Origin of the sequence: Paenibacillus sp. JJ1722 (assembly GCF_048282685.1) — a bacterium.
In the GTDB taxonomy this organism is placed as follows: Bacteria; Bacillota; Bacilli; order Paenibacillales; family Paenibacillaceae; genus Paenibacillus; species Paenibacillus polymyxa_B.
In genome coordinates this window covers 4,423,986-4,436,081 of record NZ_CP182500.1, presented here as the reverse complement: position 1 = coordinate 4,436,081, position 12,096 = coordinate 4,423,986, and the positions used below count along the sequence as shown (strand labels likewise).

The following is a 12,096-nucleotide window of genomic DNA, read 5'->3' as shown; positions in this document are numbered from 1 at the left end:
CTTGAAGAATAAGAGCCGCAAAACCATAAGAAACAAAAAGCCGCTCTATAGTGTAATTGACCCGGATATGAATGAATTAAGTATGATACATCGCGTGAAGCCACAGCCTGCGGAGAGGGAGACAGAAGCAAGACTTCATCAAGTTGCTTCTCCGCCTCCCCCAACCAAAGAGGAGCCGGAGTTACAGACTGTTGTCGAACCTGAAGTCGAGGCTTCGCATGAGACGGAGGTTGAATTTGCGGATGCAGAGGAGACTCAAGTGTCGATGGAGGAACCCCCAGAGCTAGAAGCAGAGCCGGAGCCAGAGCCAGAACCTGATCCAATTGATGTGGAGGAAATTCTGAGCAATAAGAAGGCTCCGCATATAAACAACGCTTTCATTTATACAGACGATTTGAGCGATCTCGCTGTAACGGGTGAGAAGATCGCTCCCGCTTCCATAGATTCCAGCAAGCTGAAGCAAGAGAGTATCCACACGGAATCTCTGGCGGATTATGCCGTTCAAACGATTAAGATAGCCGACGGTGCTGTGACTTCTTCGAAGATTGCCCCGGACTCCATTACGGTGGAACATCTGTCGGACGCATCGGTGGCAGGCAGTAAATTGCAGGATCGCTCCATCGGTGGTGAAAAACTGCGAGATGGCAGCATCACTCCAGAAAAGCTGGCTGATAAGATTATCAGCGGCGATCATATTGCGAATGGCTCCATTGAGAGCCGTCACTTCAAGCAATGGATCGTGTCTTCAGATATGCTTCAAGATCAGGCGGTTACATCTGATAAAATTCGCAGTGGTACGATTCAATCGAACAATTTGGCTAATGAAGCTGTCGATAGCTCCAAGCTGGGCGATCAATCTGTGACCACTTCCAAACTGCGGGATGGGGCTGTGGATGCGGCTAAAATCCAAGCTGGCAGCATTGAGAGTGCACACCTGACCGAGCATGCCGTTCATGCAAGGCATCTGGCCCCCGGTTCGATTAATCGCAAGCAGCTATCCAATGGAATTGTGGGCAAGGAACAATTGGAGGAAGGTGTTGTCAGCGGGCGTCATCTGGAGTCGGAGGCAGTTACCAGTTCGCATATTCAGGCTGGAGCGATTGAAAGAAAGCATCTGAGTCCTGGCTCCATTGGGGAAGAGCAGCTTGGAACGGGCCAAGTAACAGCCCGTCACCTGGCGGATCGGAGTATTCAGTCCAATAAACTGGCAGATCAGTCTGTAGGCTCATTGCAAATTGTCGATCAATCCGTCACTTCATCCAAGATATCGGATCAGAGCATATTACCACACAAAATTGCCGACGAGGCGGTACTTACCAGACATATTGCTACAGCAGCCATACAAGGTCCCCAAATTTCTCCGGAGGCAGTCTCTTCCGTACACCTCCAGTCCGAAATCATTCGAAAGAATCATATTGCATCGGAGGCGGTTACGGAGCAACATTTGCATTCCGGGGCTGTGACGAGCGAGAAATTAGGGAAGGGAGCAGTTCTGGAACACCATGTGGCGAATCAGGCTGTCAAGGAAAATCACATTGCTTCGAGCGCGATTAAGTCTGACAAAATCGCTGACGAAGCAGTGACAGAACCTAAAATTGGCAAAGGGGCGGTAACCGGAAATAAGATTGCCTCTCAAGCCATTACACACGTACACATTGCAACGGGGGGAATTCGTGAAAACCACCTTGCCGACAACAGTGTGGGTGGAAAGGCATTGCAGGCTCAATCCGTCGATTCGGCCCATCTGGCCCAGAGTTCTGTTTTGAGCAAACATCTTGGGGAAGACAGTGTTGGAACCTCGGCTTTGCAAGAACAGTCCGTTACCGCGGACATACTAGGTGAAGGCGCTGTTCAAACCGCGCATTTGGCCAGCGGAGCGGTGTACTCCCATCATTTGCAGGATCATGCTGTTACTTCGCTGAAACTATCGCCGGAAAGTGTGGCCACGGATAAAATCAATGATTTGGCGATTACGGCTCCTAAGTTAGCTGAGGGTAGTGTCACTTCCTCTAAGTTGTCTGCTCGCTCCGTGCAGCCGTGGCATATTACGGATAAAGCAGTGCAGAGTAACCATCTGGCTGTTGAAGCGGTGGAGGCGAATCATCTCGCTCCGGAATCCGTCACCTCTAATCATTTGCAATCTGCATCGGTCCAAACCAAACACCTCGCCCCCGATAGTGTATCCGGTCATGCGCTTCAGTCGGAAAGTGTCACCTCTGAGAAGCTAGCAGCCCGTGCTGTGCAGGCTCCCAATCTGGCGGAAAATAGCGTGGGTCCCGGACATTTGGCTGCGCAAGCCGTACACACTCGGCATTTGGCAGCAGGAGCAGTACAGGAGACGGAATTAGCCCAGAATGCTGTGAAGTCTGCACATCTTGCGCCCGAATCCATCCAATCGGAGCACTTGCAAAGCGGGGTCATTCAGGGAGAGCATATCGCATTGCAGGCTATAGCGACTCCGGCCTTACAGGATGAATCGGTCACCTCTGCCAAACTGTCGGAGGGAAGCGTAACTCCCACGAAACTGTCTGCACATGCCGTGCAGTCTGGACATATTATGGACGAAGCTGTACAAAGCAACCATTTGGCTGTGGCGGCCGTGGATTCGGCACATCTGGCTGCAGGAGCGGTCACCTCGGTGCATCTACAGGCTTCCTCGGTGCTCACGAGACATTTGGCCCCGGATAGTGTGTCAGGTCGTGCGCTTCAAGCGGAAAGCGTCACCTCGGAAAAGCTGGCAGCGCGCTCGGTACAAGGAATGAACCTCGCGGAAGGCAGCATCGGCCCTTCACATCTTTCTGCGCAAACGGTGCACACTCGGCATCTGGCAGCTGGAGCAGTACAGGATAGAGCACTGGCAGAGGGTGCAGTGAAGTCCGTGCACATCGCACCGGAATCCATCCAGCCACATCATCTGCAAATTGGAACCATTCAGGGAGAGCACATCGCATCACAGTCCATATCGACCGATGCTTTGCAGGATGAGTCCGTTACGTCCGACAAACTGGCGGATAAGGGCGTGACTGCCGCCAAGCTGTCTGCCCACTCGGTCCAGCCGTGGCACATTACAGACGAAGCGGTGCAAGCCAAACATTTGGCAGAAGAAGCCGTTCAGTCCAATCATCTGGCCCAGGAATCGGTCACCTCTGCCCATTTGCAGGCTTCAGCGGTGCTTGCGAGCCATCTGGCCCCGGATAGCGTATCCAGTAGTGCGCTTCAAGCAGAAAGCATCACCTCAGAAAAGCTGGCGGCACACTCGGTGCAAGCGACGCATCTCGCGGAAGGCAGCGTTGGCCCTCCACATCTGTCCACGCAAGCGATACACACCCGGCACTTGGCAACGGGTGCAGTACAGGACAGAGCGCTGGCAGAAGGGGCAGTGAAATCCGTGCATATCGCACCGGAGTCCATCCAGTCGCATCATCTGCAAACGGGAACCATTCAGGATGTGCATATCTCCTCACAGGCGATATCGACTGATGCTTTGCAGAATGAGTCCGTTACGTCCGACAAATTGGCGGATGAAGGCGTGACTGCCGCCAAACTGTCTGCCCACTCAGTCCAGTCGTGGCACATCACAGACGAAGCGGTGCAAGCCAATCATTTGGCAGAAGAGGCTGTCCAGTCCAACCATTTGGCCCTGGAATCCGTCAGCTCTGCCCATTTGCAGGCTTCGGCGGTGCTTGCGAGCCATCTGGCCTCGGATAGCGTATCCAGTAGTGCGCTTCAAACAGAAAGCGTCACCTCGGAAAAGCTGGCGGCACACTCGGTGCGAGCGTTAAATCTCGCGGAAGGAAGCGTCGGCCCTTCACATCTGTCCACGCAGGCGATACACCCCCGGCATTTGGCACCCGGCGCAGTACAGGACAGAGCGCTGGCAGAAGGGGCAGTAAAGTCTGTGCATATCGCACCGGAGTCCATCCAGTCGCATCATCTGCAAACGGGGACCATTCAGGGTGTGCATATCGCCTCACAGGCGATATCGACCGATGCTTTGCAGGATGAGTCCGTTACGTCCGACAAATTGGCGGATGAGGGCGTGACTGCCGCCAAGCTGTCTGCCCACTCGGTCCAGCCGTGGCACATTACAGACGAAGCGGTGCAAGCCAATCATTTGGCAGAAGAGGCCGTCCAGTCGAACCATTTGGCCTCGGAATCCGTCACCTCTGATCATTTACAGGCTTCCTCGGTGTTTGCGAGACATCTGGCCGTTGACAGTGTGTCAGGTCGTGCGCTTCAAGCAGAAAGCATCACCACGGAAAAGCTGGCGGCACGCTCGGTGCAAGCGACGAATCTCGCGGAAGGAAGCGTCGGTCCTTCACAGTTGTCTGAGCATGCCGTACACCCCCGGCATTTGGCACCTGGCGCAGTACAGGACAGAGCGCTAGCAGAAGGGGTAGTAAAGTCCGTGCATATCGCACCGGAGTCCATCCAGTCGCATCATCTGCAAATGGGAACCATTCAGGGTGTGCATATCGCCTCACAGGCGATATCGACCGATGCTTTGCAGAATGAATCTGTTACGTCCGACAAATTGGCGGATGAGAGCGTGACTGCCGCCAAGCTGTCTGCCCACTCGGTCCAGCCGTGGCACATTACAGACGAAGCGGTGCAAGCCAATCATTTGGCAGAAGAGGCCATCCAGTCGAACCATTTGGCTCCGGAATCCGTCACCTCTGATCATTTACAGGCTTCCTCGGTGTTTGCGAGACATCTGGCCGTTGACAGTGTGTCAGGTCGTGCGCTTCAAGCAGAAAGCATCACCTCGGAAAAGCTGGCGGCACGCTCGGTGCAAGCGACGAATCTCGCGGAGGGAAGCGTCGGTCCTTCACAGTTGTCTGAGCATGCCGTACACCCCCGGCATTTGGCACCTGGCGCAGTACAGGACAGAGCGCTGGCAGAGGGGGCAGTGAAGTCCGTGCATATCGCACCGGAGTCCATTCAGCCGCACCATCTTCACCTTGGAACCATTCAGGGTGTGCATATCGCATCCCAAGCAATATCAACTGATGCTTTGCAGGATGAGTCGGTTACGTCCAGCAAACTGGCGGATGATGGCGTGACTGCTGCCAAAATATCTCCTCATTCGGTCCAGCCGTGGCATATTACGGACGAAGCGGTGCAAGCCAATCATTTGGCAGAAGAGGCCGTCCAGTCGAGCCATCTGGCTCCGGAATCCGTCACCTCTGCTCATTTGCAGGCTTCGGCAGTGATGACCCGGCATATTGCGCCCGGGAGTGTATCGGTTCACGCGCTCCAGGCAGGCAGCGTGAACGCTGAGAAGCTTGCGCTTCGGGCGGTGCGTGCTTCGAATCTGGCAGAAGCCAGCGTAAACTCCGTCCATTTGACGGAGCATGCCGTACACGCTCAGCATTTGGCCGATGGGGCGATCCAAGGGTCCGCACTGGCAGAAGGCGTGGTGCAGTCCAGGCATATCGCGCTGGATTCAGTCCAGTCGGAGCATCTGCAGGCAGGGGCTATTCAGCCACAGCATGTAGGCTGGCAGGCGGTGGCTGAGGATGCTATACAGGAAGGAGCGGTGACGTCCAGCAAGCTGGCAGATGGAACGGTACAGTCCCGCCATGTGGCTGAGGAGGCTATTGCAAGCCACCACATTGGAGAGGAAGTTATTGATTCGCATCACCTAAAGCCGGGCTCGGTGACACTGGCTCAGCTGTCCACAGATATACATCTCTCGGGACTTTTGCCAGAGGAAGGCGTCAGTGGCGACAGACTTCAGGCAAACAGTGTATCTCGCAGCCATCTGAAAGCTCAGGCCGTCGACAGCGAGGTGCTGAGCCCAGAAGCCGTGGGACCAGAGCATCTGCAAGCGGCTGCGGTACAAAGCCATCATGTGGCAGAGCAGAGCATTGAAGGTCATCATCTGGTGGAAGGCTCGGTAGGCTCACGTGAGCTGGAGCTGAACGCAGTGAAGCCGGAGCATTTGAGCATCACTCCGGTCCGTACTTGTGCGAATCAGCCAGCATTGCAGCAGTTTGGCAGAGCGCCGTTTCTTTTGAAAGGCAGTGAAGGAGAGACGGAAGTGACCATTGTATTCGGGGAGCCTTTTGTAAACCCGGACTATACGTTGGTAGCGATGACGAACCACCCTCTCTTTCATGCGACGCTGAAATCTCAGACGCCGAATGGAGCAGTGATCGTCGTAACCAAGTGGAACGAAACCGCGCATAACTACGGTATTATTTCCTGGATCGCCATTGGTTAGTGAAGATGGTTATTGTAAAACTCATAGCGTGCAGACTCATGTATTTTCTAAATACAGGGCTGCACGCTTTTTCATATACTTTTCACACATTTGCTCCACAATTATCCCGAATTCTCCTGATAAGCTAAAGATACTTTAAAGGAGAGGTGATTCAATCATGAAAAAATGGACTAAAAATGCAGCAGCCGTATTAACCGTAGTAAGTGTATTGGGAGGAGCAAGCAGCGCATTCGCCGCTACAGCAACAACGACTCCAGCGAGCACTGCACCAGCAATCAAAGCTCCTGCGGTTACGACTCCGGCTACCAAAACACCGGCAAAATCACCTGTGACGAAAACACCTGTGGTGAAAGCACCCGTTAAAAAAGCTACAACAGCTCATAAAACAACAACCAAAGCGAAGAAAGCCCCTGCCAAAAAATCCGTTGCGAAAAAAGTGGCAAGCCACAAAACAAAAGCAGTAAAAGTGCAGCACCGTACAGTTAAACATCATGCAAAAAAACATAATGTTGTTAAACACAAAGCAACAACTCATAAAACTCGTGCACATCATGTCGTAGCTAAAAAAGTGACCCACAAAGCTCCAGTTAAAAAAACAGTTCCAGCCAAAGCAGCTCCAAAAACAGTCAAAACAGCTCCAAAAACAGTAACAACCAAGAAATAAGACTGATATGTAGTTAGCATTCAGCTCGCCTGGCATATACAGCAGCGATTCATGATAAGAAAGACGGGACCGGGAACGGTATACCCGTCTTTTGTCTATTCTGCTGGGCTTCTGTTAAGCTTAAAGAGAGGATGGAAGCATCCAGAACAACGGCAAGGGGTTAAGGTCATGACAAAAATAGTAGTAGTGGATGACGATGTGTTCATTCTGCAATTAATATCTGAATATTTGAAAAAAGAATCCTACGAGGTCACTTCCTTTTCCAGTGGTAAAACACTGGTAGAGCATATCCGTACGAACCGTCCGGATTGTCTCGTTCTTGATATTATGATGCCTGGCATTGATGGGCTTTCTCTACTGACTCAGCTTCGCGAGTTTACGGAAATGCCGATCATTATGATCTCTGCCCGTGGAGAAGAAAACGACCGTATTCACGGGCTGGAGCTGGGATGCAGCGATTTTTTGACCAAACCCTTTAATCCAAGGGAGTTGGTAGGAAGGGTCAAAGCGATGCTGAGACTGAGCAAGGCCGGAATGTCTGCATCAGACGATAGGCAAGCGGCAGAAAGCGCAGATATATGCCATGCGGGCAATCTGTGTATTTTTGCTGACTTTCGTAAAGTGACAGTGGACGGACAAGAGCTAAATTTGACCTCACGTGAATTCGACCTGCTGCTGTTTCTTGCGAATCATCTGGAAAGACCTTTCGGCAGGGAACATCTGATTCAGCAGGTGTGGAGCTATGATTTTATAGGTGATGTGAGAGTCGTGGATGATTTGGTCAAGCGGATTCGTAAAAAGTTAGCTGAATATCACTCTACGCTCGTCATTAACACCGTATGGGGCTTCGGATATAAAGCAACAGTTCAGGAGTTGTAACCATGCGTACGATGAGAGCTAAAATACTGCTTTCCCTGACCATCGCCATGCTTATTACCGTCTGTATTACGGTGGTCTTATTCATCAGGCTTATCGACGACATTCTGGTGAATCAGGCCAAATCCAAGCTTCATGAGCAGGCACGCAAAGCCGTCCATATTATGAGCGACGGAGGCTTTGATCGACTGGATAATGCTGAATTTAACTATGTTATCAAGGGCGTGCTTTTATCTGCTGATTACTTTATTTTAAGCACGGATAACCGCATCATCGACTCAAGCGTCTCTGGAATGGAAGGCAAAAAGATAGAGCGTTTGCTTTTGATCCGCCAAGGATTTTTTGCATCGGTTCATCCGTCTGCCCAGGATCTGACCGCTACACATGAAGGGGTGGCTGTGCTTCAAGGTAAAAAGGTACTGTTTACGAATGAAGAATTGCCCGGACAACCTTTTCGTATTTTTGTATACTCCCCCTTATCTTCTTTGCGAGCACTGTATGTACCGTTAATGAGAACCACATTACTGTCTATCATCGCGGGTTTTTTGGTGATTCTCGTCATTGGTCTGATGGTTGTCTCACGTCTGGTGCGTCCGCTCAAACGATTGAAGGAGGCGGTAGGCAACTACGAACCGAATCAGCCGCAGGATAGTGATTTTCCGCAGGCGGATAAAAGTGAGATTGGCGAGCTGATCGGTACCTTTCATTCCATGTCCGCCCGTATTCAGCACCATCACCACGGTCAAATTGAATTCCTGCAAAATGTATCTCACGAGCTAAGGACACCGTTAATGTCGATTCAAGGCTATGTATATGCCATTCAGGATCAAGTGGTATCCCAGGACGAGGGGCTGAGTATCATCAAAGTGCAGTCCCAGCGGTTAATTGATATGGTGGAAAAGCTGCTGCAGCTATCGAGGTTGGAGGCGCTGAATGAAGAATGGCCTGTCTCTCTGGTTGATCTTAGAAGCATGGCGGAGGATGCTGTTCATCTATTGATGCCGGTGGCTGCTGAACGTTCTATCTCGCTTCGAGTGGAGGGAGAGGGCCTGCATGTGGCCGTTCCAGCCGAGCAATTGTTCCGTATGATATTGAATTTGTTGCAAAATGCAGTTCGGCACACCTCTACGGAGGTTGTCATTCATTTGGAGACAGGGACAACACCGGAGGTTGTATGGGTTATGCATGTGGATGATGATGGGGAAGGGCTGACCGAACAAGAGGCAGCCGAGGTATTTGGAAGATTCTATGCGGGCTCGAATGGTGCCACAGGTCTTGGATTGGCTATTTGTCGTCAAATTGCTACCCGATTGAACGGAGAACTACTCTGCACACGTTCGCCATGGGGTGGAGCACGCTTCAGCTATATCCAGCGCATGTTATAAATGAGTACAGAAATGGTTAAAAATGATCGTTTTTTCGGGCAAACATTCCATTTATATAACATGTTGTGAAAGGTTTTTGATGATATTTTAGATATTGCTTGACTGGTAGGTACTAAACTGAGTAAAATTAATCGTATATACCTTGACTCATGGACGTCGTTTTTTTAGATAGTGGTCAATAATAGTGATGAATAATAAATGAAAGAGTGATGAGATGAACCGCCTTTTGGAAGTGAAGGACTTAACGATATCTTTCAAGACCCGTCAGGGACTAGTGCAGGCCATTCGTGGCGTAAACTTTCATGTCAATAAAGGAGAGACGCTGGCGATTGTGGGCGAATCCGGCTCAGGCAAAAGCGTAACCTCACAAGCTGTTATGAAGTTGATTCCGACCCCTCCGGGCATTTATCAAAAGGGTCAAATTATGTTTGACGGACAAGAGCTGATTAATAAAACAGAGAAGCAGATGCAAAAAATTCGTGGTAAGGAAATTGGCCTGATTTCTCAGGACCCAATGACTTCGCTTAACCCGACGATGAAAGTGGGCAAGCAGATCACGGAAGTGCTTTTCAAGCATGAAAAAATATCCAAGGATGCTGCTCGCAAGCGGGGTATTGAGTTGCTGAATCTGGTAGGTATTCCACATCCTGAACAGCGTTTTAACCAATATCCGCATGAATTTAGTGGCGGTATGCGTCAACGTGTCGTCATTGCGATGGCATTGGCTGCTAATCCGAAACTTCTGATTGCCGATGAGCCGACGACTGCGTTGGACGTAACGATTCAAGCTCAAATTTTGGAGCTAATGAAGGATCTTCAGAAAAAGATCGATACTTCCATCATCTTTATTACTCATGACCTCGGTGTTGTGGCGAAGATGGCTGATCGCGTTGCCGTTATGTACGCAGGACAAATCGTGGAAACAGGTACGGTTAATGAAATTTTCTATAACCCGAAACATCCATATACATGGGGCCTTCTCGCTTCTATGCCAAGTTTGGACAGCCATGGTCAGAAGCTGGCAGCTATTCCGGGAACACCTCCGGATCTGCTTCACCCACCTGTAGGGGATGCTTTTGCAGCCCGCAGTTCTTATGCTATGAAAATTGACTTTGAGAAAGAGCCTCCACTCTTTCAATTATCCGATACGCACTTTGTGAAATCATGGTTGCTGCATCCAGATGCGCCTGCGGTTGAGCCACCAGAAGCGGTAAAGGCTAAACTTCGCAAGCTGGATAACGCATTTGAAAAGCCGGTTTTGGTAGAACAATACGGCAGTTAAGGCGTGTTATAATGTGTAATTAAACAAATGAAAAATAAAAAAAGGGCTGTTCTCTCCGTGTGGAATCATTCTACGGAGGAAACAGCCTTTTTGGTGTAAAATCGCAGGTTGTAGGCGCCTGTGGTTATTTGTGTTAGCGGGCAGTGCTTACAGCTTACCGGAACCGGCTTGGGAAGTGACTTCTGCCTTCACACTGGCGGATGGGGAGATTTTATCGTTCAGCGATGGTTTCCAGCCTACAGAGGAGCTAAGACCCGCGCTGGAGCCTGCGTTAACAGCTTGTCCATTCAGGATTGTGCCCGTATCTGACAGGGCAGTTCCTCCAAAGACAGTCACGATTTTAGCTGCAGTTAAACCGGCAACGTCAATGACATTGTTTTCGGCGAAGATTTTGGAGGATTTACCTGCGCCCCATATATACAGTGAAGGATATTCGGAGCGTTTTACATCACCAGTATAGTAATTGTTGTACAGATGGACTTGTCCATACCGCACGCGTGGTGTGCGTTGTACCGTGTTTTCATAATAGTTGTGATGCAGAGTTACACGTAAAGCCCCTTCATCTGCTGTTTTACTGTCGCTGTTGCCAATAATCGATGATTTATCATGATCGTAAAAATGATTGTAAGAAACAGTAACCAGATCGCCTTGGTTAATCACATCGAGAAGTCCATCATGATGCTGGTATTCTTGGCCGTAAAAGGTGCCATTTTGGCTATCGGGGTGAGACCCATCATTGAAGGTATTGTGGTCTACCCATACATGTGTGGCGCCGTTAACTGTAATGCTGTCATATTCCGAATTCCAATTGCCTGTACTGCCGTCCGTTGGGTCCCATTGAGGAAAATAATCGTAGGCATCCTGGAATTCGATATTACGGATAATAACGTTGTCTGTCCCTTTTTTTAGTTGGAAGTTTGCGCCATTAATGACCGCATCGCTTCCCAGACCGACAATCGTAGTATTGGACGGAATTTCAATGACGACACGACTGGCCTGATTTTTTTGTGAAGCCTCACGTGCCTTTTCCAATGTGCCAGACGGGGCCTTTTTACCCCATGTGGACGGGTCATACGCTTTGAGGTAGGCGTCAAACTCATATTTAGAGTCCTTGTAGTCGTTCAATCCCAATGACTTGTTATTGTCATCGACGTTGGCGTTGATCGTGCCTTTGACATAAATGATTTTAGGCGTACTATTGCTGTTTTTGCCCAAAGCATCGACAAGTTGCTTGCGATTCGTTACGGTGAAAATATTGGAGGTAGTCGCCGTAGCTCCACCTGTTGTGCCTGTAGAAAAGGCTGCCCATCCGTTTTTGCTGCCGAGCGTCTCCTTGCCAATATCGCTGGCTGCATGAGCAGGTGCACCTATAGGAGCCAGAGTAGTGAACAGTAGAGCCGCTGCGATTCCGAGTGAAAATCTCTTTTTCATAAAATACCTCCGTATATTGGATTAATGGAGTAGATGAACGAAGGGAGTCCCGGGTGCTCCTGTGGTTTCTACATTTTCTATCATACTTTCTGTTCCAGTATTTGTTAATATAATAAAAGTTACATACTAAAATTTTTGTCGAATTTTTTATATAATTCAATAGACCCCTTCTTTTTCCAATCAAGACGTATATGCAATAATGAAAACGTTAACAATCACACGGAATAGGAAA

6 protein-coding genes are annotated in these 12,096 nt (G+C 49.9%); 5 read left to right on the top strand and 1 reads right to left on the bottom strand.

Annotation, left to right across the window (positions count from 1 at the left end; genetic code table 11):
- Position 1 precedes the first annotated feature (1 nt).
- The 5 genes from ACM1ND_RS19660 (at position 2) to ACM1ND_RS19640 (ending at position 10,433) form a co-directional block, all read left to right on the top strand.
- On the top strand, positions 2–6,226 hold the full coding sequence (locus ACM1ND_RS19660) for a WIAG-tail domain (RefSeq protein ID WP_418026506.1): 6,225 nt from the start codon (positions 2–4) through the stop codon (positions 6,224–6,226).
- 157 nt (positions 6,227–6,383) lie between these two features.
- Complete coding sequence (locus ACM1ND_RS19655) at positions 6,384–6,890, top strand: hypothetical protein (protein WP_418026505.1); 507 nt, start codon at positions 6,384–6,386, stop codon at positions 6,888–6,890.
- 168 nt (positions 6,891–7,058) lie between these two features.
- Entirely contained in the window at positions 7,059–7,769 is a 711-nt protein-coding gene (locus ACM1ND_RS19650; RefSeq protein ID WP_023989808.1) for a response regulator transcription factor, read from the top strand.
- A gap of 2 nt (positions 7,770–7,771) precedes the next feature.
- Positions 7,772–9,151, top strand: coding sequence for a sensor histidine kinase (locus ACM1ND_RS19645; protein WP_053325918.1), 1,380 nt, complete (start codon positions 7,772–7,774; stop codon positions 9,149–9,151).
- Positions 9,152–9,365: 214 nt separating this feature from the next.
- Positions 9,366–10,433, top strand: a complete 1,068-nt coding sequence (locus ACM1ND_RS19640) for an ABC transporter ATP-binding protein (RefSeq protein ID WP_013311421.1) — start codon at positions 9,366–9,368, stop codon at positions 10,431–10,433.
- Between the two features lie 147 nt (positions 10,434–10,580).
- On the opposite strand, the gene ACM1ND_RS19635 is transcribed toward ACM1ND_RS19640, so the two are convergent.
- Positions 10,581–11,864, bottom strand: a complete 1,284-nt coding sequence (locus tag ACM1ND_RS19635; protein WP_076264784.1) for a pectate lyase family protein — start codon at positions 11,862–11,864, stop codon at positions 10,581–10,583.
- Positions 11,865–12,096 lie beyond the last annotated feature (232 nt).

What these genes read in the sequence shown, in the direction of transcription:
- ACM1ND_RS19655 (WP_418026505.1), top strand. Translation starts at nt 6,384, where the DNA reads ATGAAAAAATGGACTAAAAATGCAGCAGCCGTATTAACCGTAGTAAGT.
- ACM1ND_RS19645 (WP_053325918.1), top strand. Translation starts at nt 7,772, where the DNA reads ATGCGTACGATGAGAGCTAAAATACTGCTTTCCCTGACCATCGCCATG.
- ACM1ND_RS19650 (WP_023989808.1), top strand. Translation starts at nt 7,059, where the DNA reads ATGACAAAAATAGTAGTAGTGGATGACGATGTGTTCATTCTGCAATTA.
- ACM1ND_RS19640 (WP_013311421.1), top strand. Translation starts at nt 9,366, where the DNA reads ATGAACCGCCTTTTGGAAGTGAAGGACTTAACGATATCTTTCAAGACC.
- ACM1ND_RS19635 (WP_076264784.1), bottom strand. Translation starts at nt 11,864, where the DNA reads ATGAAAAAGAGATTTTCACTCGGAATCGCAGCGGCTCTACTGTTCACT.